The 22085-nt window shown below is 41.6% G+C and carries 24 protein-coding genes; 9 read left to right on the top strand and 15 right to left on the bottom strand.

Annotated elements, in window-relative coordinates; genetic code table 11:
* Positions 1 to 89: 89 nt before the first annotated feature.
* The 5 genes from nusG to AKK44_RS01655 form a co-directional block, all read right to left on the bottom strand.
* Positions 90 to 632, bottom strand: a complete 543-nt coding sequence (gene nusG, locus AKK44_RS01670) for a transcription termination/antitermination protein NusG (protein WP_054278233.1) — start codon at positions 630 to 632, stop codon at positions 90 to 92.
* A 168-nt stretch (positions 633 to 800) separates the two neighbouring features.
* A complete protein-coding gene (gene secE, locus AKK44_RS01665; protein WP_054278232.1) occupies positions 801 to 977 on the bottom strand; it encodes a preprotein translocase subunit SecE in 177 nt (58 codons plus the stop codon).
* A gap of 11 nt (positions 978 to 988) precedes the next feature.
* Complete coding sequence (gene rpmG, locus AKK44_RS08585) at positions 989 to 1141, bottom strand: 50S ribosomal protein L33 (protein ID WP_003052996.1); 153 nt, start codon at positions 1139 to 1141, stop codon at positions 989 to 991.
* Positions 1142 to 1189: 48 nt separating this feature from the next.
* Positions 1190 to 3469, bottom strand: coding sequence for a penicillin-binding protein PBP2A (gene pbp2a / locus AKK44_RS01660; protein ID WP_054278231.1), 2280 nt, complete (start codon positions 3467 to 3469; stop codon positions 1190 to 1192).
* 32 nt (positions 3470 to 3501) lie between these two features.
* Positions 3502 to 3882 (bottom strand): RidA family protein, encoded by a 381-nt coding sequence (locus tag AKK44_RS01655; protein ID WP_037594305.1) that lies wholly within the window; start codon positions 3880 to 3882, stop codon positions 3502 to 3504.
* A gap of 178 nt (positions 3883 to 4060) precedes the next feature.
* On the opposite strand from AKK44_RS01655, the gene AKK44_RS01650 reads away from it, so the two are divergent.
* Positions 4061 to 4252 (top strand): hypothetical protein, encoded by a 192-nt coding sequence (locus AKK44_RS01650; RefSeq protein ID WP_037594307.1) that lies wholly within the window; start codon positions 4061 to 4063, stop codon positions 4250 to 4252.
* Positions 4236 to 5120, top strand: coding sequence for an RluA family pseudouridine synthase (locus AKK44_RS01645; RefSeq protein WP_054278260.1), 885 nt, complete (start codon positions 4236 to 4238; stop codon positions 5118 to 5120). Before AKK44_RS01650 ends, AKK44_RS01645 begins: the two co-directional genes overlap by 17 nt.
* A 14-nt stretch (positions 5121 to 5134) precedes the next feature.
* On the opposite strand, the gene AKK44_RS01640 is transcribed toward AKK44_RS01645, so the two are convergent.
* The gene (locus tag AKK44_RS01640) at positions 5135 to 6769 is read right to left on the bottom strand and encodes a zinc ribbon domain-containing protein (protein WP_054278230.1); all 1635 of its coding nucleotides are present in this window, start codon (positions 6767 to 6769) and stop codon (positions 5135 to 5137) included.
* Positions 6770 to 6958: 189 nt separating this feature from the next.
* On the opposite strand from AKK44_RS01640, the gene AKK44_RS01635 reads away from it, so the two are divergent.
* Positions 6959 to 8437: a C69 family dipeptidase gene (locus AKK44_RS01635; RefSeq protein WP_054278229.1), complete on the top strand. Its 1479-nt coding sequence runs from the start codon at positions 6959 to 6961 to the stop codon at positions 8435 to 8437.
* A gap of 312 nt (positions 8438 to 8749) precedes the next feature.
* Here AKK44_RS01635 and groL read toward each other — a convergent pair whose 3' ends face one another.
* The 5 genes from groL to AKK44_RS01610 all read right to left on the bottom strand — a co-directional run bounded on the left by groL (position 8750) and on the right by AKK44_RS01610 (position 14195).
* Positions 8750 to 10375: a chaperonin GroEL gene (gene groL / locus AKK44_RS01630; protein WP_054278228.1), complete on the bottom strand. Its 1626-nt coding sequence runs from the start codon at positions 10373 to 10375 to the stop codon at positions 8750 to 8752.
* A 63-nt stretch (positions 10376 to 10438) separates the two neighbouring features.
* Positions 10439 to 10726 (bottom strand): co-chaperone GroES, encoded by a 288-nt coding sequence (gene groES, locus AKK44_RS01625; RefSeq protein ID WP_037594109.1) that lies wholly within the window; start codon positions 10724 to 10726, stop codon positions 10439 to 10441.
* Positions 10727 to 10891: 165 nt separating this feature from the next.
* The gene (locus tag AKK44_RS01620; protein ID WP_054278227.1) at positions 10892 to 13336 is read right to left on the bottom strand and encodes an ATP-dependent Clp protease ATP-binding subunit; all 2445 of its coding nucleotides are present in this window, start codon (positions 13334 to 13336) and stop codon (positions 10892 to 10894) included.
* On the bottom strand, positions 13336 to 13797 hold the full coding sequence (locus AKK44_RS01615; RefSeq protein ID WP_037594108.1) for a CtsR family transcriptional regulator: 462 nt from the start codon (positions 13795 to 13797) through the stop codon (positions 13336 to 13338). The genes AKK44_RS01620 and AKK44_RS01615 overlap by 1 nt, the downstream gene beginning before the upstream one ends.
* Positions 13798 to 13991: 194 nt before the next feature.
* A complete protein-coding gene (locus AKK44_RS01610; protein WP_037594106.1) occupies positions 13992 to 14195 on the bottom strand; it encodes a cold-shock protein in 204 nt (67 codons plus the stop codon).
* A 372-nt stretch (positions 14196 to 14567) separates the two neighbouring features.
* Between AKK44_RS01610 and AKK44_RS01605 the strand changes: the two genes are divergently transcribed.
* From AKK44_RS01605 to AKK44_RS01585, 5 genes are read left to right on the top strand one after another with little or no spacing between them, the layout of a single operon-like run.
* Complete coding sequence (locus AKK44_RS01605; protein ID WP_054278226.1) at positions 14568 to 15527, top strand: ring-cleaving dioxygenase; 960 nt, start codon at positions 14568 to 14570, stop codon at positions 15525 to 15527.
* Positions 15528 to 15551: 24 nt separating this feature from the next.
* Entirely contained in the window at positions 15552 to 16448 is an 897-nt protein-coding gene (locus AKK44_RS01600; RefSeq protein ID WP_054278225.1) for a VOC family protein, read from the top strand.
* Positions 16449 to 16476: 28 nt separating this feature from the next.
* Complete coding sequence (locus tag AKK44_RS01595; RefSeq protein ID WP_054278224.1) at positions 16477 to 17085, top strand: flavin reductase family protein; 609 nt, start codon at positions 16477 to 16479, stop codon at positions 17083 to 17085.
* Positions 17086 to 17104: 19 nt separating this feature from the next.
* Complete coding sequence (locus AKK44_RS01590) at positions 17105 to 17314, top strand: hypothetical protein (protein ID WP_054278223.1); 210 nt, start codon at positions 17105 to 17107, stop codon at positions 17312 to 17314.
* A gap of 10 nt (positions 17315 to 17324) precedes the next feature.
* The gene (locus tag AKK44_RS01585; protein WP_054278222.1) at positions 17325 to 17924 is read left to right on the top strand and encodes an alpha/beta hydrolase; all 600 of its coding nucleotides are present in this window, start codon (positions 17325 to 17327) and stop codon (positions 17922 to 17924) included.
* A gap of 528 nt (positions 17925 to 18452) precedes the next feature.
* Here AKK44_RS01585 and AKK44_RS01580 read toward each other — a convergent pair.
* A complete protein-coding gene (locus AKK44_RS01580) occupies positions 18453 to 18689 on the bottom strand; it encodes a competence regulator inhibitor paratox (protein WP_054278221.1) in 237 nt (78 codons plus the stop codon).
* An 88-nt stretch (positions 18690 to 18777) separates the two neighbouring features.
* Here AKK44_RS01580 and AKK44_RS01575 point away from each other — a divergent pair, with 88 nt between their 5' ends.
* Positions 18778 to 19578 carry a DNA/RNA non-specific endonuclease gene (locus AKK44_RS01575; protein ID WP_054278220.1) on the top strand — a complete coding sequence of 267 codons (801 nt, stop codon included), beginning with the start codon at positions 18778 to 18780 and terminating at the stop codon, positions 19576 to 19578.
* Between the two features lie 220 nt (positions 19579 to 19798).
* Here AKK44_RS01575 and AKK44_RS01570 read toward each other — a convergent pair whose 3' ends face one another.
* The 3 genes from AKK44_RS01570 to AKK44_RS01560 all read right to left on the bottom strand — a co-directional run.
* Positions 19799 to 20509: a DUF3800 domain-containing protein gene (locus AKK44_RS01570; RefSeq protein ID WP_054278219.1), complete on the bottom strand. Its 711-nt coding sequence runs from the start codon at positions 20507 to 20509 to the stop codon at positions 19799 to 19801.
* 151 nt (positions 20510 to 20660) lie between these two features.
* The gene (locus tag AKK44_RS01565) at positions 20661 to 21857 is read right to left on the bottom strand and encodes a glucosaminidase domain-containing protein (protein WP_054278259.1); all 1197 of its coding nucleotides are present in this window, start codon (positions 21855 to 21857) and stop codon (positions 20661 to 20663) included.
* 4 nt (positions 21858 to 21861) lie between these two features.
* Positions 21862 to 22085: phage holin (locus tag AKK44_RS01560; protein WP_054278218.1), on the bottom strand; the 224-nt coding region annotated here is incomplete at its 5' end.

Below are 22085 nucleotides of genomic sequence, written 5' to 3'. Positions count from 1 at the left end.
TCGTGCAAAAACTACACAAAGAACACCTTAATCATGCGATTTTGTGACTGATTTTAATTTTCAGACACATTACACTAAAGTGTCTTGGCTTATGATAAATCTGCGATTTGGTAGAGTTCGACTTCTGCTATGGTTTCTGAGCCAAACATGTTTAGCATTAATTTAACCTTGTTGTTTTCGAGTTCTACCACTCGGCCTTCTTGTCCCATGAAGGCACCGTCAATGATTTGTACCATGTCACCTTCTTGGATATTGGTGTCAAAGACGTCAATGGTTTGACCCATTGATAATAAAATTGCTCTGATTTCATCTTCAAGAAGAGGAGTTGGTTTTGAGCGGTTACCGTGGGAACCGACAAAGCCTGTAACGTTTGGCGTGTTACGAACCACGAACCACGCTTCGTCTGTCATAACCATCTCAACAAGGACATAACCTGGAAAACGATTTTCTTCGATTTCTTTGGCCTTGCCATTTTTTTCGACATTAACCGTCTGAGTAGGGATTTCTACTCGTAAGATTTTATCGAGCATGTTGTAGGTTTGGGCACGAAGCAAGAGGTTTTCTTTAACTTTGTTTTCGTATCCAGAATAAGTTTGTAAAACAAACCATCCTTTATCAAAAGAATCTAACATTGTGTTTCCTTTCATTAATAAAAAAGCCTAGTCGGCTTTTTAAATCTTTTCGTCTGTTTCATTATAATGGAAGAATCCTTCACTGTCAATCATTGTCACATCTGAGTCCACAAAAAAGACCGAGACAGTCGTCTCAGCCTTTGCTTTTCCCAATCGTTTTTACTTGTACTAGAAAAAGTTAATCAGTGTTAAAACTCCCTTTGATAAGAAATGGTCAAAAATAAAGATAATCACTGTAAAGAAAGCTGTATACTCAAGCACTGAGATAAAGTCTTTCCAGCGTTGCTTACGATCTGGCCATGTTGTATCTTTCAAGAGTTTAAAAACGCCACTAATAAATCCCATCTGGCTCTCCTCTAACGTGTTTCTTTGTGTAAGGTATATTTTTTGCAATATTTGCAAAACTTATTGACTTCTAGACGTGTTGGTTTTGGTGTGCTACTGACTCCAATAGAGTAATTGCGGCTGCCACATTCTACACACGCTAGGCTTGCTTTTTTCTGTGCCATAACGCCTCCGTAAAAATAATTTTAACATGATTTTAAATTTTCTGCAAGCTATCTAAAGTAGTCAATGATATTATTCCAGATATTTTGTGCCTTATCTCGTAATCCGGACTGGTCAACAGCTTCAGACAAGCTTTTAGAGGCGTCCTCTGCTGACTTGCGCAGACTATCGATAATGGATTGGGACTCCTGAGCAGTCTCGGTATTTGTTTCATTGATACCATAGAGAGCTGAGATGCCATTTTGGGCATAGGCATTATCTACTTTAAAGGTCGTTCCCTTAGTATAGGGTAAAATATATGACGCTTGTGTGCTAAAAATAGCTGATGCCGTGCCTGCGCTTGAGTCTGACAGGTAGTGGTTTTCGTCGGTTTGGTCAAAACCAACCCACTGGCTAATGACAACATCTGGAGTGTAGCCGATAACCCACTGGTCTCCTGCAAGATCTGGGCTAAAGTCTGTTTCTGAGGTTCCTGTTTTTCCTGCAAGCGTGTAGCCATAGACATTCGCATTAACTGCTGTGCCGTTTGAGAAGGTTCCAAGCATCATGCTTGTCATCTTATCTGCAACTGAAGGACTAATCACGCGCTTTGTTTTATCTGTAAAGGTTTTGATAATTTCACCTCTAGCATTTTCAATTCGTTTAATCAGGTGGGCTTTGTGCATGACCCCGTTATTTGCAAAGGCTGAATAGGCTTGAGCCATTTGAAGGGGGTTGGCTGTCACGTTGCCTCCAAGAGCCAGTCCTAGTTCTTTATCAACCGCATCCATTTTTAAACCAAAGGCCTTGCCATATGAAACTGCCTTATCAATCCCTAATTGATCAACAATAGAAACCGCTGGGATGTTATACGAATTAGCCAAGGCTTGATACATGGGAACCGATTCTGACTCATAGTTTCCGTAGTTGTGTGGCTGATAGCCATTAAAATTTTGCGCGGTATTTGCGAGTTCGTGGTTTAGTGACCAGCCTGAGGCAACTGCCGGTGTGTAGACCACCAAGGGTTTGATGGTCGATGCTGGACTTCGTTTTGCTTGGGTAGCGTAGTTAAAACTTCTAAAGGCCTGAGTCGTGCTGTTCACACGACCTACCAAACCTCTGACACCACCTGTTTTGGGATCTAAGGCAACACTGGCTGCTTGGGCAGAGCTCCCATCAAACTCAGAGACAGGAAAAAGATGCTGCGTGTCAAAGGTGGTCTGCATCCCTCTTTGGTAGTTAGGATCCAGCTCTGTGTAAATCTTATAACCATTATTGACGATGTCTTTTTCAGAGATGCCATATCGGGTGATGGCTTCGCTGATAACCGCATCAAAATAGGATGGGTATTGGTAATCATCTGATCTGCCAACATAAGTATCTGCTAAGCGATTCCCAATACCGATTGTTTTGGCTTGATTAGCTTGGTCTTGAGTAATTTTTCCTGCATCTACCATCGCGGCTAAAACCGTATCCCTACGATGTGTGGCATTGTCAATAGAGTGATAGGGGTTGTAGATTTCTGGACCTTTTAACATGCCTGCTAGAGTTGCTGCTTCGTCCAAGGTTAGATTAGCCGCAGAGGTGCCAAAATATTTTTGGCTGGCATCTTCGATACCCCATGTCCCATTTCCGAAATAAGCATTGTTCAGGTACATGGTTAAAATGGCCTGTTTGCTATATTTCTTGGTTAATTCAAGGGCTAAGAAAAACTCACGCGCTTTTCGTTTAATGGTTTGGTCTTGTGATAAGTAGGCATTCTTAGCTAACTGCTGCGTAATCGTAGACCCTCCACCGGAGCGACCTGCGGTAACAACAGCCAACAAGAAACGCTTGAGGTTGATACCGCTATTGGTGTAAAAGGTCCGGTCTTCTGTGGCAATAACGGCATTTTCCAAATCATCTGAAACGGCATCTAGCTCAACATAGGTTCCTTTTTGACCAGACAAACTGCCTGCATATTCACCCTTTTTGTCATAGATGAGGGTCGTTGCCTTTAAAGCATCTTGAAGGTCAGATACCTTAGCCGTTTTTGACAAATAAAAGAGGTAAGATCCCATGATCAAGATTAAAATCCCTATCAGGATAATAATCATTTTACCCACCTGATATCGGCGCCAAAATCGACGAATAGGATGCTTAGATGAGGGCATTAATCTGCTCACCTGCTTCATCCAACCAGTTGTTTCCTTATCCTCAATAGCACGTCGCCGTTGCAAAGCAGCCCTTGTCTCCTGTTCGTCCTGTTGAACGCTATCTGCACTAGCCTTTGCCTGAGCTTTTTTACGGGCTTGGTCTTCTTGGTATTTTTTTGGGAAAAACTTTTTTTGCAATAATTCTAACAATGTCATAGATTATACCACGGTACTTAGGAGCTGTGTCATCAGGACACAGAGACAGGCTTGGCATAAGCCACACCGTCTACTTGAAAGAGAAGACCCTCTGGTCCTCCATGGTGGGCAAACTCTGTTTGTAGTGATTTGCGTGCGGGATACTTCCCATTAAACCGTTCTTTAATGATTTTTTCCATCACTGGAATATTCCAGACGTCTCGAAACAGACAATCCATTTGCACCACAGCCTCAAGGGTCAAACCAACCAAACCCAAACGACGCTCCATTTCATCAAAAGCACCATTGATTTGGCGTTCGATATCATCCCCAACGTTGCCTACACAATAATTTAAAAAGTAGAAATCTCCAGCTTCAACCAGTCCTGTATGGGCCCATTCTTCATTAACATCATAACGTCTAATACTTTTCATTTTATTTTCTCCTATTAGTTTCAATTCGTTTACCATATTATATCAATTTCTCTGAAAATCCTATACTAAAAACTACCTCTTCAAGCGTTGATGCTCTTAAATCAAGCCCGAAAGGGACAACCTTTTTTGAAAAACATGCTATAATAACAGTAAATGAATACACTAAAAGGAACAAGCTATGAACTCATTTGAAGCCTTTAAGGCAACCCTATCTAACGAAAGCTTAACCGCTATTTACGACGAGGTGCGCCTCGAACTCGCCAAAAGCCATTTAGAAGGAACAGAAGCTTTCTCTGCTATGATCGCTTCTGAAATGGCTATTCACCTTGTGGAGAAGTATCATGACTGGCTCAATGAAGACACCAACTAATGCCAAAAAAGGCTTTGAGCTGTCTCTGATAAACCCCTACGCAAACTCTACTGTAAAGGAACTTCTAGAAGACTATCTACTGATTCCTCGCAAAATCAGGCATTTTCTACGCACCAAAAAACACGTCTGGATCAATGGCGAGCCTGTCCACTGGCAGAGCCCTGTTCGCAAGGGAGACCAAATCGTCTTATTTTTTGATGAGGAAGATTACCCAGAAAAAGAAATAGCAATGGGAGATAGCAGTCTGATTGATTGTCTCTATCAAGACGAGCATTTGATTGTTGTCAATAAGCCAGAAGGCATGAAAACACATGCCAATGAGCCGGGTGAAATCGCACTTCTCAATCACGTCTCTGCTTATGTCGGAAAGACCTGTTATGTGATCCACCGATTGGACATGGAAACCAGTGGGGCTATTATCTTTGCGAAAAATCCTGCTATCCTCCCCATCTTGAACCGTATGTTGGAAAAACGAGACATCAAGCGCGATTACTGGGCCTTGGTTCAGGGACAGTTAAAAGAAAAAGCCATTACCTATACAGACCCTATTGGCAGACATCGGCATGACCGCCGCTTAAGAGTGGTTGACCCTCATAAAGGTCAAGCTGCCATTACTCACGTCACCTTGCTCCAAGCCAATCACCAGACCAGTTTGATTAATTGCCAACTAGATACCGGCAGAACCCATCAAATCAGAGTGCATTTGGCCCACCATGGTCATGCCCTGATTGGGGACCCACTATACAGTCGTCAAAAAGCTAAGCGGCTAATGCTACACGCGCACCAACTGACCTTCACCCACCCCTTAACGGGTGAGGTTATTACGGTACAGGCTAGGTCTCAAAGCTTTGAAAAAGGACTTCCCTAATAGGAAGTCCTTTTTTAATCTTGTTTAGTCATTTCCATACCTAGAGATGGCTTGGTGTAATCAATTTCCGAATCTCGTGATGCCTGCCAGAGAACTGCACTGGCTTTGTTGCCAGAGTGTTTGATACCAAATGCGTACTTGACGTCAACGCCTCCGATACCGATGCCCTGAGTGAGCGCTAAAGTATTTGATTTAGGATCCAGCACATAGGCAAAAAGCCCTGCTTCTTTTTCCTGGGTCTCCAAAACCTTGCTGACAAAGGATTCATCAGATTGTCCTGCTTGTTTAAGCAAGGTTGTTACTGTGCCGTCTGCTGCTAAGGTCATCGTGACTTGCATGCCATTTCTAGTGGCACCCCAAGTTCCAAGAAGGGACTCTGGAAAGACCGACGGTTTTTTAACATTGTTGGTCTCAGAAACCACGGTCAGGTTTTTAGGACCAGATTGGCTGATGAAATACGTTTTTCCATCTTTTTTCAGGGTAACCTTGCCTTCTAGCTCCTGTATGATATGCCCTGAGGTTGATTTGGCAGGGTCCGTCGTTTGGTCATAGAAAAAATCATAGGTGGCTGTAAAATCCAAAAGATACGTTTTTTTGCCAATTTGAGTCATTTGGGTTAATAAAATAGATGGAATGGTCACATGCGACGCTTTCCTGCTATCTGTCTGATATTTGGCTTGTATGGATTCTTTTAACCCTTTGTAAAAATCGTTATCAGAGCCTTTATCAAAGATCGTAGCCAAATCAGTTGGGTCCTGTCCGCCATTGAGATAAGCAATTAATTGGTCAAAAGCGGATACCAAAATCTGCCCTGCTTGTTTTTCGCTGAGAAGATTGCTGATTGTAATATCAACTGCCTCGCCATCTGCTACCGACGCTAGAGAATGTTTCCGTGATTTGAGAACCCCATCTGGAAACCGTTTTTTAACATAGGCTTTTGAAGTCGCTGTGACGGGGTAGTCTGCTAGTTCTAACTGTCCTTCTTTGAGAGTACCGACACGTTCTGCATCAATATAGAGCTCTGCATCTTTGACGTTGCTAGTCACCGAAAATTGTTTAAAGCTCACACTGAGGTCAATAAGATTTGACCCTCCTTCATAAACCTTGCTCACAGCAATTTTTCGACCTTTATAGCGACCTTGGATACTTGCTTTATAGGTAGCTGCTGGGAGTTTTTTTAGAGTTACGGAGAAATCTTCAGAATCGGATAAGGCGACCTTTTTTTGATTGAGCAAAACATCAACACTAGGAACATTGGTCTTGATGCTCAGACTAATAGGCTTGACGGCGATGCGGTAATCAGGAAAAATCAAAAACTTTCGCCCGACAGAAGTCACATAAACATCATCTTTAGCCGTTGCTGTTTTTAGCTGCTGCCTTTTTTCCTCTTTCTCCGATTGCTCAAGACGAGCAAAGTTCGAATACTTGGCATCATCATTGGTTAGTTGTTCCTTATTGTCAGCCCATACCAGATAGGGTTTGATGTTTTCAAAGACACTGCCTGTTGTAGAGGATTGGGCATGGAGATAAGCGTTAATGCGACTAGATTTGGAGTAGTGTACCGCTCCAAATAGCAGTAACAAGGTGAAAAATCCCATCACAAGAGCCCCTAACGTTTTGAGTCTTTTCATTGATTTGATGGCAAGCATGATATCTCCTGTCTTTCCTTGTTTTCTTTTATTATACCAAAAAAGTGACCTTCTGGTTTGCATAAAAGGCAAAGCCCCGTGTCTCAATCACTTGGTATCTATTGACTACCTTTTAGGTAATTTCTTGAATTTTTAATAAAAGAGATTTATAATAATTCAGAAAGCGCTATCATTTACAGGAGGTGTCAGATGAAAACGAAACTATGGACCGTGACCATATCAACTCTTTTGCTAGCTATCGGATGTCAACAAACGAGCTATGCTTGCACAGGCTTTGTCATTGGAAAAGAGCTAACAACAGACGGCTCGCTTCTTTATGGAAGAACAGAAGATCTTGAACCCAACCACAACAAAACATTTGTGGTGAGGCCTGCAAAAGATCACAAACCTGGTAAAAAATGGAAAGACCTAGCCAATGGATTCACATACCCCTTACCAAAACATTCTTATCGCTACACCGCGATACCTGACGTCACCCCTAAAAAAGGAGTCTATGACGAGGCAGGCTTTAACGAATTTGGGGTCTCTATGTCTGCAACGGTCTCTGCAACAGCAAATAAAGCCATTCAAAAAGCAGACCCTTATGTCAAAGATGGATTGGCTGAGTCATCTATGGCTAGCATCGTTCTCTCTAGGGTGAAAACAGCACGCGAAGGGGTAGAATTTCTCGCTAAAGTCATCGATGAAAAAGGCGCAGCAGAAGGCAATATCGTCACATTAGCCGACAAAGAAGGCCTCTGGTACATGGAGATTTTATCTGGTCACCAATATGCAGCCATCAAATTCCCCGATGACAAGTTTGCTGTTTTTCCAAACACCTTTTTCTTAGGTCATATTGATACCAAGGATACAGAACACGTCATTGCTTCTGCCCACTTGGAAAGCCTTGCGCGAAAGGCTCATTCTTATCATGCTGTGGACGGCACATTTCACATCGCGGCATCCTACAATCCCCCACTGAGCAAGGCAAACCGTTCCCGCTCTTTTTCTGGCATTAAATCTCTCGACCCTACGTCTAAAATCACCTATAAAGATAGTTCCTATGACTTGCTTCAAAGCACTGAAAAAACACTTGACCTGACAGATGCCATGGCGTTACAACGCAATCGATTTGAAGGTTTGTGCCTCAAACCATTAGATGAGATGGCACTTGACAAGAAAAAAAAGACAAAAAATAAAAAAGCTATTAGTGACTATGCCTATCCCATTTCCAACCCTAATGTCATGGAAGCCCACATTTTTCAACTCAAAGACGATATTCCTGCACAACTAGGAGGTGGCGTCTTGTGGTTATCTATCGGCAGCCCTCGCAACGCCCCTTACTTGCCTTACCTAGGCAATATCACTCAAACCTACATGGCTTATCACAACAAAAGCAGCCATTATGACACAGACTCTTGGTATTGGACCACTTCCCACATCAATGATTTGGTTGCTGCACATCCCAATCAGTTTGGTAACGAGGTTATTGGGGACATCAAAGCTCTCGAAAGCAAGTGGATCACTCAGCAAGGTCGCACCAACCAAGAAATTGCTCAACTGGTAAAAACAGACCCAAAAGCAGCTCAGAAAAAAGCAACAATTATCTCACTCAAGCGTGCGAAAAAAACATTTACCCATCTCAAAGCCATCGAAGCAAGACTGGTCAAAGAAAGTAAGAAAAAATAGCCCAAACAGCTCTCAGCTTAAAAAAACTCCGTGCGAGAAGATCCCGCACGGAGTTTTAAGGAAGGAGGTATGAAAAGAATTAGTTAGGAATGGTAACTAATTGTTATTTAGGACTGTCTTAAGTATAAAAAGACTTGCTTAAAGAAACCTTAAATCCTCAATCTTTTTTTAAATATTTAACTGTTAAGGTTGCTTTAAGGTAGTTGAGGTATCTTTAAACCATCCTAAATTTTTCTTTTCATAAATCTCCAAAAAAGACTTGGCCAATAAAGGCCAAGTCTTTTTTGTTTTTCAGTAATGGTTTACCTCGTCTTAAAAGCCACCCATCATGCCTGGATCCATTCCAGCAGGCATCGCTGGTGCTGCCGGCTCTGGTTTTGTAGCAACGACTGCTTCTGTGGTCAAGATCAGACTAGCTACTGATGCCGCATTTTGCAAGGCTGAACGCGTCACTTTAACTGGGTCAATAATACCATCTTCAATCATATCTACCCACTCACCTGTTGCAGCGTTAAATCCTGTACCTGCAGGACTATTTTTTAGCTTGTCAATCACAACTGAACCTTCAAAACCAGCATTGTATGCGATTTGACGGACAGGCTCTTCTAAGGCACGAAGCACAATATTGCGTCCTGTGGCTTCGTCTCCTTCTAACTCAAGAGCAGCAACTTGATCAATCACTGTTACAAAAGCAGTACCACCTCCTGCAACAATTCCTTCTTCGACAGCTGCTCGTGTGGCATTGAGAGCGTCTTCAATGCGGAGTTTCATCTCTTTGAGCTCTGTTTCTGTCGCGGCACCAACCTTAATAACTGCCACACCGCCAGATAACTTCGCCAAGCGCTCTTTTAATTTTTCACTGTCAAATTCAGAAGTCGTAGTCTCTAGTTGAGATTTAATGAGGGCTACTCGATTACTAATAGCTTCTGAGCTGCCAGCTCCTTCAACGATAACCGTGTTGTCCTTGTCAACAGTAACCTTAGCTGCTTGACCAAGGGCTGCCATTGTAGCGTCTTTCAAGTCTAAACCAAGGTCTTCAGTAATAACTGTACCACCCGTTAAAATAGCGATATCCTCAAGCATAGCCTTGCGACGGTCTCCAAATCCTGGCGCCTTGACCGCAACAACGTTAAAGGTTCCACGAATTTTATTAAGAACAAGAGTCGGAAGGGCTTCGCCATCAACGTCATCAGCAATGATTAACAATGGGCGATTCGTTTTCAACACTTCCTCAAGTAAAGGCAGGATGTCTTGGATGTTGGATACTTTTTTATCGGTCATTAAGATAAATGGGTTTTCTAAATCTGCCACCATTTTTTCATTGTCAGTGACCATGTACTGAGACAAATAACCACGATCAAACTGCATGCCCTCAACCACTTCAAGTTCTGTTTCCATTCCACGTGATTCTTCGATGGTAATAACACCATTGTCTCCCACGCGCTCCATAGCCTCAGAAATGTACTCGCCAACTTTTTCAGAACGTGACGACACCGCTGCAACCTGAGCAATGGCTTCTTTTCCTGAAACGTGTTGTGAAATAGCTTTTAAGGCGTCTACAGCTGTTGCGCTAGCTTTTTCAATCCCTCGGCGAATACCAATTGGGTTAGCCCCTGCTGTGACATTTTTCAAGCCTTCACGTACGATAGCTTGTGTCAAAACGGTAGCTGTTGTCGTTCCATCTCCTGCAATGTCATTTGTTTTTGACGCCACTTCAGATACCAATTTAGCACCCATGTTTTCAAAATGGTCTTCTAGTTCAATTTCTTTGGCAATAGTAACACCATCATTAGTGATTAGAGGTGAGCCAAAGGCTTTTTCCAAGACCACATTACGTCCTTTAGGGCCCAAGGTAACCTTGACAGTATCTGCCAACATATCAACGCCACGGACCATAGCCGCGCGGGCATCTGCTGAAAATTTAATATCTTTTGCCATGTTTATTTCCTCTATTTCTCGTTTGTTAATCTGATTTTATGCTTTCTGAAAGGCTACTTTCGATTAAGCCAGAACCGCCAAAATATCTGTCTCACGGTAGATAACCACATCACGGTCACCATCTTTTACTTGAAGACCCGCTCCTGATTCGACCAAGACCTTGTCACCAACGCTAACGCTAGGAGCAATCAAGTCTCCTGTGATTGTCCGAATGCCTGTTTCGCTAACAGCCACAACCGTTCCCACCTTAGTTGTTTCTTTGTGGCTCGCTGCTAGGACAAAACCACCCACAGTTTGCTCTTTATCTTCTTCAAACGCTAGGACCACACGGTCACCTAATGGTTTCAACATGAATATTACCTCCAAAATACGTGATTTCTTTATTAGCACTCTTATATATCGAGTGCTAATTTCCTTTTCTATTTTATCACTTGGTCAAAAATAGTCAAGAAAAAAGAGTCTGTTCAAACAAACAGACTCTTTAGAATTATCATCATAGTGTCAACTACTGATTAATTAAGCGATTTTAAAGGTCAACTTGCCTCGAGAGACACCAATTTTAAGGTTCTGACCTTTTGAAAGCGCCCCCGAAAGCAGAAGCTCCGACAAATGATCTTCCACCTGTGTCTGCAAGGTACGACGCAGTGGTCGAGCTCCCATCTCAGGATCATATCCTTTTTGAGAAAGGTAAGCAAGGGCTGATGGTTGGAAGGTTAAGGCAATCTCTTTTTCAGCCAGTGTGGCAATTAATGGTTGCACCATAATTTTGACCACATCTTTCATGTTGTCCTGAGATAAGCTATGGAAAACAACTTTTTCATCAATCCTGTTAATGAATTCAGGTCGATAAGCTTTTTTCAGCTCTTCTAAAATACGTTTTTCCATGGCTTGATAGTCATGATTGATGTCCCTTGCTCCAAAACCAACTGTTTTGTCATCTCTTAGAGCTGTTGCTCCCAGGTTGCTGGTCATGATGATGATGGTATTTGAAAAATCAACTTTGCGTCCGCGACTATCTGTCAACACTCCATCGTCAAGCACTTGAAGCAAGACGTTAAAAATGTCAGGATGGGCTTTTTCAACCTCGTCTAACAGCAAAACGGAATAAGGTTTATTTCTGACTTTCTCAGTCAATTCGCCCCCCTCATCATAGCCAACATAGCCTGGAGGTGCACCATTTAATCGGCTAGCCGCAAATTTTTCCATGTATTCAGACATGTCAAAACGAATCAAAGCCGACTCATCGTCAAACAAGACTTGGGCTAAGGCTTTTGCTAGTTCAGTCTTTCCGACACCTGTCGGACCCAAAAACATGAACGAACCAATCGGCCGTTTTCCTGTTCGAATACCTGACTGATTACGGCGAATAGCCCGTGAAATCGCAGATACAGCTGTTTCTTGCCCAATCACGCGCTTGTGCAGTTCCTTCTCCAGATTGAGGTACTTTTTGTTATCCGCTTGGCTCATTTTTTCAACTGGTATGCCTGATAACTTGCTCAAAGTAGACATGATGTCATCTTCGGTAACAGGAGTTGGTTTAGCTTTTTTATTTTTTGACGCTTTCGCTAAAATAGCTGATGCTTTCTTCATATCACCATCAATCAGAGCTTGATCCAGTGGTGTAATCTTATCTGGACTTGATTTTTTAACAAGGCTTTGCACCGTCGCACTCGCCTCGTCTAACAAATCAATCGCTGAGTCTGGTAGATTTTTACTAGTCAAATAACGGTGCGCCATTTTAACAGCAGTATGAATGGCCTCATCTGAAATCACAACATTATGATACTTTTCATAAGAAGCTCTAAGTCCCAATAAAATCTGGTTGGCATCTTCTAAACGTGGCTCTTCAATGATGATTTTTGCAAAACGGCGTGACAAGGCCGCATCTTTTTCGATATGTTTTTGATATTCGTCTTGAGTGGTCGCACCCACCATGCGGAGGCTACCACGAGACAAGGCTGGTTTCAAGATATTAGCAGCATCTAGCGTGCTATCAATACCACTGCCTGATCCCATAATAGTGTGCAACTCATCAATAAAGAGAATAATCTTGCCATCAGCCTCAATGTCGTCAATAATTTGATTCATGCGCTCTTCAAAATCACCGCGAAAGCGAGTCCCTGCCACCACACTCATCATGTCTAACTCCAGCACCCGCATGTCTTGCAGCTCATACGGAATCGCACCGTTAACAATTCGCTGTGCTAATCCATAGGCTAAGGCTGTTTTCCCGACACCGGCATCTCCTACCAAAACAGGATTATTCTTAGTTTTACGGCTCAGAACCTGTACCATTCGTGAAATCTCTTTGTCTCGACCAACAACTGGCTCTAGTAAGCCTTGTTTCGCCATTTCTGTCAGGTCTCTGGTAAAATCAGATAGATCACCCGCGGTACTCTGAGGTTTCATCATTTCTGAGAAAGTCCCCGTATTTTTTTGTTTTTTCGGTCTGCGTAGCTCATGGATAGCTTTGATGGTTTCTTTGCTATAACCAGCATGGGTCTCAACGGCTTTGCGCAAATCTGCTAATCGTGGTTCATCGCCATTTTTATCTTTTAATTGGTAGCCTGCTAGCTCTAGGAGACGGCTGGCCAAGGATTCTGGATTTAACAACATGGCAAAGAGCACATGCTCTGAGCCAATTTCTTGATCCCCAACCACTTGACAAATAGCACGAGCAAATGCGAGCAAATCTGACAAGGCTTTGGATTGTGGTTTAAAAGCAACTTGAGTTACCTCGCTTTTTGGGCTCTTCCCAATTGCCAAAATAGCAGCTGCTTCATACTCTTCAACCGCAATTTTGTGGTCAAATTCGCTAAGGACTAATCCTGCCAAGGACTGCTCTGTCACTGCCATAGCTAGTAAGACGTGCCAAGTCTCTAGGTATTGGCTATCAAAGCGCTCTGCTTGAAATTGGGCTTGTGTAAAAATGTCTTGCATTTTTTTTGAATACATCATGATTAGTTACTTCCCTTTCTATCAATTCGCTGCAGTAAGCATTTAAGCATACGAGTGCGAATGGTTGGTCCGTCATGGCCTAAAACATCATCTGACGCCATAGCCAGTATCATATTTCCCTCGCGATGTGTTAATAATTGTTCATCAAATAACAGTTGAACCGAGTCTGTAAAAACCTGTTCACTGAGTTGGTCTTCTATTGAGGCCATTAAGTTGCCAATCAGATGGTGTTTGTCCGAAAAATGCACCTTGGCGATGCGTATGTAGCCGCCGCCGCCGCGCTTACTTTCGACCTCATAGCCTCTGCTTTGCGTGAAACGCGTCTTAATGACATAGTTTATCTGACTTGGCACCACTTGAAAAGAATCAGCTAGCAAGGAGCGTTTAATTTCCGCGATTCCTGATTGAGCTAACAACTCTTTGATGTATTCTTCAATACTATCTGAAGTATTTTTCGTTGGCATACAGTCACTCCTTTACTAATAAGCAATCGGTTTATGACTTTAACCATAATCTATTGCTTTTGACTAAAACTGACTATCATTATATCAAATAGCACAATGGAAAAGCAAATCTAAATCATTCTAAAACCGCTTTAGAACACAAAAAAACAGACACTCGTGAAAGTGTCTGTTTAGTTTAATCTATTTTAATGTGATTAAGACATTTTTGTGATATTAACTGCTTGAGGGCCACGTTGACCATCTTCTACATCAAATTCCACTTTTTGTCCTTCGTCCAAAGATTTAAATCCTGGAGTCTGAATAGCTGAAAAATGTGCGAAGACATCTTGACCGTTTTCAGTTGAAATAAAACCGAAACCTTTTTCAGCGTTAAACCATTTAACTGTACCTTGTGCCATATACATCCACTTCCTTTCTATAAATCATTTTGTAAAAATAGAGAGAAATAAAGATGTGAAACACAAATACTAACTCATAAACTAATTTACTTAACCAGTGTATCATTAATAATTGCTCTTGTCAACGGTTTTTTAGAACCCATTGATCCCTTTTTTACTTATATAATTATTTTTTAAAATCGTTTCAACGAGTCGATAAGCACTAGCCATCTTACTAACTTTGCCAGCAAAGTCATCTGTCCTGAGCATATTAGTTGAAATTGTCACTAATTAGTACTATCATATAGTCATGATACATCTCCTAGAAACCTAGAGGCAAGATTTTAGTTTTGCTGGTTTCTACTGATTTTACAGAAAAAAGAGGACCCTATTATGACTGACACAGCACTTATCGGTATTCACCACGTCACTGCTATGACCAATGACATTGAACGCAACTACACCTTTTTCACTGAAGTTTTAGGCATGCGCTTGGTTAAAAAAACAGTTAACCAAGACGACATCCACACTTACCATACCTTTTTTGCCGACGACAAAGGCTCTGCAGGAACAGACATGACTTTCTTTGATTTTCCTGATAACCCTAAAGGGATTCGTGGAACCAACTCTATCTCACGTGTCGGTTTTCGAGTGCCTAACGACGCTGCGCTAGACTACTATCTTGAGCGTTTTGAACAATTCGGAGTCAAACATGACGGCATTATCGACCTCTTTGGTCATAAAGCACTACCTTTTGAAGAAGAAGATGGACAACGTTACCAACTAGTCTCAGACGAGCACAACAAAGGGGTTGCCCCTGGTATCCCTTGGCAAGAAGGACCAGTTCCTACTGACAAAGCCATCTATGGGTTAGGACCTGTCGAAATCACAGTGAGCTACTACGAAGATTTCAAGGTTTATTTGATGCAAGTATACGGCATGCGTGTCCTACAAAGTGGCGACGACTATACCATTCTTGAGGTTGGTGAAGGTGGTCACGGTGGCCAAGTGATTCTGCGTAAAGACGAAGAAAGTCGACAAGCCGTTCAAGGCTATGGCGAAGTTCACCACGTTTCTTTTCGTGTAAAAGATAGCGAAGCTATCCGTCACTGGGCTGATAAATACGAATCGCTAGGCATTATGAGCTCAGGATTGGTCGACCGCTTCTATTTTGAAGCACTCTATTCTCGTGTCGGTCACATCTTAATTGAGATTTCAACCGACGGTCCTGGATTTGCGACCGACGAGCCTTATGAAACACTCGGCGAAACCCTATCACTCCCACCATTTTTAGAGCCTAAACGTCACGTTATCGAGGAAATGGTTCGCCCATTTGATACCAAACGACACTAATATTTTTGAAAGAGGGACAAGCTTATGGAAACCATTCAACACATTCATCACATCAGCGCTATTATCGGCAATGTTCATGAAAACTTAGACTTTTACCGAAACATTTTAAAGCTACGCTTGGTCAAGCAAACCGTCAACTTTGACGACCCAAATGTCTACCATTTGTACTTTGCGAACCAAGCTGCTGATAACGGGACTTTGATTACTTTTTTCCCTTGGGATGGCGCAGAGCCTGGACGAAAAGGAAGTGGCCAAGTGGGCCGCATTGCCTTTCGCGTCCCAAAAGGTTCCTTAAGCTTTTGGAAACAGCAACTCCAAGATCATCAAGTACCTTTTAAGGAAACGAACTGGTTCCAAGCCCCTGCCCTCTTTTTCCAAGACCGACACAGCCTTGATTTAGCCCTTGTTGAAAGCGATGATAGCCATAGCGATCCTGCTATATTAGGCTTCCACGGAGCTATTCTGTTATCCAATGATTACACCGCTAGTCAACAATTCCTAAAACACTATATGGGATTGGTTGATGTCGACCAAGATGACAATTACCTTAGACTAAAAACCGTTGGTGATTTGGCCCATGAAATCCTTCTTCCTAAAACAAGCTTTGACAGAGGCAGTTGGGGGCCAGGAACAGGGCACCATATTGCTTGGAACGTAGCTGACCTCGATGCTCTAAAAACTTATCAAAAAGGATTTGAAGCCGACCGCTTTCACGTAACCGTCGTTCGCGATAGAAAATACTTCCAATCCATCTACCTCAGAGAAAGTGGCAAAGTCATCTATGAATTTGCCACTACAGGACCTGGCATGGCGGTCGATGAGTCTATTGATCAGCTGGGACAACACCTCCAATTGCCTGACATGTATGAAAGCAGACGCTCAGAGATCGTTAACAACCTTGACCCATTGAACCTTGACTAACTCGTAACGCCTGCCAAAAGGAGACCCTATGTTATCTATTGAACAATCGCAACTCACCCCAAAAGAAGAGTATAAAATCCTCATTGGAACCGTTATTCCAAGGCCCATTGCCTTTGTATCTACCTTATCTAAGGAGGGGCACTTAAATCTAGCACCATTTAGCTTTTACAACATCGTATCTTACAACCCTCCAGTGGTATCCGTTAGTATCCAGAGAAAAGACGGTGTCATGAAAGACAGTGCAAGGAACATCCTTAGGCAAGGCGAAGCTGTGATTCATTCGGTATCGTCTGACAACCTCGAAATGGTCAACCAAGCTGCCAAAGCCCTTCCTGAAAATGAAAGTGAGCTACCCTTAACTGGGATGACGGCAGTTGCATCTAGTCAAATCCAAACACCTGGAGTCTTAGAAGCTAAAACACGCTTTGAAACCAAACTTTATGACCACATTCCCATCACAGATGATCAAGGGCAAGTCGTTGCCGATTTGATGTTGCTGCGTGTTGTTCACTACCACATGGATGATGCCGTCTATCAAAACACGTACGTCCTACCAGATAAACTTGACCCTATGAGCCGACTGGCCGGTCAAGACTACGCAAGCTTGGGAGAATTAACACGATTAGAAAGACCCTGACAGATAAAGGAGAAACACTATGTTAACCGTACACTATTATCTGACAAAAGAAGCCGAGCAAACAGCCGTCTACAAGACCGTCGATGCTTTCATGACTGCTCAACTCAAAGAAGTACCTGACTTACAGGACAACTATTTGGTGAGTCGAGTCATCTTAGATGGTAAGGAACTCACTCATCTAGCAGGCCAGCGCATCAGTCAGGTCTTTGCCTATTTATCCAAATCATAAGGAGATTGTTATGGAGCACATTTTTCAACAGGGCCAAGCCAATGGGCCAACCCTCATTTTATTACATGGAACAGGTGGCAACGAAGAAAGCCTCCTATCTGTAGCTGAGTTTTTAAACCCAACAGCTAACTTACTAAGCCTTAGAGGTTCGGTTAATGAAAATGGTGCCTTACGCTTTTTCAAACGCCATGCTGAAGGGCAATTTGACGTGGCCGACTTGGAAAAACGTGGACAAGAGCTTCTTGCTTTCCTCAAAGAAGCTGCCAAAACCTATCACTTTGACTTAGCCGAGGCGGTCTTAGTCGGTTTTTCAAATGGTGCCAACATCGCTATCAATATACTACTAGCTGATAACTCACCACTTAAAAAAGGCATCTTGTTTGCCCCAATGTACCCTGTTGATACGAGCCATCTAACCCAAGAAAAACCCGACACAAAAGTGTTCTTGTCAATGGGAACCAATGACCCGATTGTACCAATCACCGATTGCCATGAGGTCATTGATTTATTTGAACAACGCAACGCCAATGTCCAACAATTTTGGGTAAATAGTCACGAAATTCGATTAGACAACCTGCAAGCCGCTAAACATTGGCTAGACCAGCACTAAACTAACACTCATTTAACAACAACTACATTTTCTCCTCAAAAATCCCCCACATCTTGATTAAGGTGTGGGGGATTTCTTGCTTTTCTTTTTAAGGTCATACAAGGTATTAAAAAGAACCTAAACAAAAACACCAAGCAAGGAAGTTTAAGTAGAGGTTCAAGATAAGGGTGGGGCAACCGCTCCTAATTCTTATTGAAATGATATCATATCAAAATAAAAAAATGATATACCTTTTGATGCTAATTTTCTGTTTAATGATATTCTACTTTATCAGCAAGGGAAGTATTATCTTCTAATCCCGTTTAAGAGTTTTTATCTTGTGATTAATCAAGTAAATCCACCAACTGAAAGACACGTAATGAGAAAAATAATCAGGACATTCAAAACATATTTAGGAAGTTGACCGATTTTTGACCGAATAAATAGTATCCCTTTCTATCCTTTTAAAAAACAAAAAAGCCTTGATTTATCAAGGCTTTTATAAGGTCATACAAGGACCCAAAGTGTCAAAAAAGGCGGTAGACGGATTTATAGTGCCTCTATATCAGTGGTTTTAATGTTGTTTGACCGATTTTTGACCGACTTTTTTATTGCAATTCTCTGAGCACATACTACTTTTTCTGTCATCACGGTTTCGTGTGGCCTAACTTCTTCACCTGGCAATACGTAATCAAATATCAATCCGTGTTTTCTCACGATCATCACTGTGTCTTCTGTGATATATCCACCATCAATCGCTTCTTTAAATTCATCGTATGTTAGCATAACTTTCCTCCTATTATATTATTCGAAATTAATTCGCAAAAACTATTATATTTGTGATAAAATTAAACAAAAAAAGGAGGGCCTTAGTATGGCTATACCACGTCACCGTAGTACGAGAAAATTAACAGTTCTTCTACTAATCTTTCTATCTCTTTTTACAACTAGCTCTGTCCAAGCTGCAAAAAAAATTCGAACTTTCCCAGACACAGTCCATGTCTCGCTCAATAAGCCAGCTAGTCAAACGCCTGGAATTTTGCCGTTTAATGGTAGCTATCAAATTTCCTTAGGAGAACTTGATTTTCTGAATAGAGCGACCTACGCACATATTCAACTTAGAGACCAAGATGAGCCTAAGATTCAAAGAAAAGGGCTCCGCTTTAACCCTCCAGGGTGGCATAATTATCAACTGACTGATTCTAAAGGGAAAAAGGCATGGTTAATGGATCGTGGTCATCTAGTAGGTTACCAGTTTAGCGGCTTAAATGATGAACCTAAAAATTTAGTTACAATGACAAAATATCTCAATACTGGTTTTAGTGACAGAAATCCTTTAGGAATGCTTTATTACGAAAATAGGCTGGACAGTTGGCTGGCCCTACATCCTAACTTTTGGCTAGACTACAAAGTTACGCCAATTTATCAAGGAGACGAGCTAGTTCCGCGCCAAGTGGTATTACAATATGTTGGAATTGATGAAAATGGTAATCTACTCCAAATTAAGTTGGGTGGCAACAAAGAAAGGATTGATAATTACGGCATAACATCAGTGGTGCTAGATAATACTTCTCCTTTAGCTGAGCTTGATTACAAAACAGGAATGATGCTTAATCCAACTCAAAGTGAAATACCAAGCGATGTAGAAACGGAAGAGCTTGAAGAAGCTGCTTAACGTAAATTAACAAATAAAACAAAAAAACGCCCAGAAATTAATCTGAGCGTTTTTATTTATTAGTCGCTAGTGTCAGGCGATTCTTGCCAATAAAAAGAAAAAGCCAACCTAGCTGGTGGCTTTTCCCGTTATAAGACGGCATTACCCATAGAATCTCTTCGTTACTTATAACGTTAAACAAGGTAATACTTGCACTTATAGTATATAACATCTCTAAAAATTAGTCAATTTTTTCTTTTCCACTAGTAAAGAAATCAGGGACTTTGATACATATTTCAGGATTCAAAAACTCTGAACAACATTTTGTAGTATTTTTGTATCTTCTGTATTTTGTGTTTACCAATAGGTCTGCAACTTGTATAAAACGATGATGTCGTGAGTCTAAAAATTTTACAACGAACTGAGAGCCAATCTTAGGAATAAATTGGCTATACTCTATCCCCTTCAAATAAGAAGATTTATTTTTCCAGTAATCGTTGAGGTGTTTTTCTAAATTATTTCTATATCTTTCTTCTGACAACATTTCTAGATCAATATTGATATGTAAGATGGTTTTTGCGTTTATTAATTTTTCTTTATGCAATTTTTCAACAATACGTTTAAGTAAGTAATTTTTGTGAAAACGTATCTTTTTCTTATTCTCGAAGTCCACCCTTTCTAACTGACGTACATCTTCTACCAAGAAGACTTGATGGATTCCAGGGACTTCGGAAAATGCTTGTAATAATTTCTTTCGGTGTTTGATTTTAATGTCAGAACCTTTTATTTCTCCATTTATTCCGAAAAATTGACATTGTTGTTTGACAATATTCATAAATAGATTGTAGGCCTTCTCGTTTTCTATAAAAATGCCTCCATATAAAAAATAATTATGTGTTCCACTATTACTAAGTTGTCCAGAATCATCCAAAAATAGCCACTTGTCTTCCAAAACTCAATGTACCCTCTCTTGCTTTTATCATCTCTATAGTAGCATACCCTCGAAAATATAACAAGATAACAAAAACAGCCCCCGCAAATCGAGGGCATTTGTCTTATCTCGGAGCTTTACCTCCTATTTTTGGTACCGACACAAATGTCGGTTACACTAATTTACCCCACAAGCTGATTCGATTACCGTCTTTATCAGTTTGACCGATAGCCATGTAATTACGCTTGCCAGAGCCACCAACGTAGCTAATCCACCAGTAACCATTCGCATAGCCCTCGCTGTCAAAGTTAACTACATCGCCTTGCTTATAGCTGTCTACTACTTCACTGGCTAGACTAGGCCACCGTCTAACGTTAATCTCTGATACATCAAGCGTAAAAGCTCCAGATTTTGGTGTTTCTACGATTGTATCAGAGTTTTGTGGCTCTGTACTAACAGGTTCGCCTGCCTTTTCGTACGGAGGATAGAACCAACCGACAATATCGACGAAATCTCTAGCGTTAAATCTAGCTGGTCCTCCAACCTGTAAAGCGTCCCAATTGCCATCTATGTTTTGTTCAATGGTTTTCATGGTGTATCCGTCACTGTCTTTTATTACGACGCCTGTGTGTCCATAGTCGTGGCTAGCTTCCCTTTTGACAAAAATTGCGCCAGCCTTTGGATTTTCTTCTGTTGGCATGTAATGAACTTCCCAACCTTGCGCTGAAGCTGCGTTCAATAAGTCAATCGCATTCCCCCACAAATCAACTCCGAACCAATTCTTGGCAATAAAGCAAGGCAAGTCTGCACATTGCGTACCAAAAACGCCATCTTTGTCTACTCCCATACCTGCGTTGGCAAGGTCAACACAGTATTTTACAATCTCGTTTGCTGTCGCCATTGATTTCTCCTTTGTGTTTTTCAGAATTTCCATATCCCACTTTTGCAAGTTGTTTTCCTCAATCAACTGAATAAGCAATTCAGCATAATCACTAGCTGTGGCATAACCTGCATCTTTGATAGCGTGACAAGCCTTTTTGTAGTCAGTCTCGCCAATCACTGATTTGTATCGTGGATTATCTACTAAAAACTGGCCATGGTCAGCGATTGACTCACCCCAACTGTCGTAAGCTCTGAAGCGGTCCACAATGTCCGTGACGACGCCAGGCTGATACTCTTCTTGGGTTTTTGTGTTAAAAGATTTACCAGTCCAAGATTTATCTGCCTTGATACCAAACAGAGCGTTATGCGGGGCATACTTGCCCCACCCACTCTCTAAGATAGCTTGAGCTGCGGTCAAGGATGGTAGAATTTTGTATTTAACCCACCCATCTAAACAACCTTGCTTTATTTGGTCTAAAAAGGTCATACCATTAACCTTTCCAGTTGTCATTCATGCGTTTAACAGCTGCTTCGATAAAGACTTCCATTTGCTTGTCAGACAAATAAACATTGTGTTTTGATAATTCGTCACGAACTGCAACTTTGGCTTCCGTTAGTTTTTCAATGCCTTTTATGTCTTTGTCATAAGTGATTTGTTCAACTGCTTCAACAGCATTTCGGGCGACAATTTCAGCGATTTTGACAGCTTTCTCGC

The organism is Streptococcus phocae, assembly GCF_001302265.1.
Taxonomy (GTDB): domain Bacteria; phylum Bacillota; class Bacilli; order Lactobacillales; family Streptococcaceae; genus Streptococcus; species Streptococcus phocae.
Note: the sequence above shows the minus strand (reverse complement) of the source record. Positions and strands in the feature narration are given on the sequence as shown.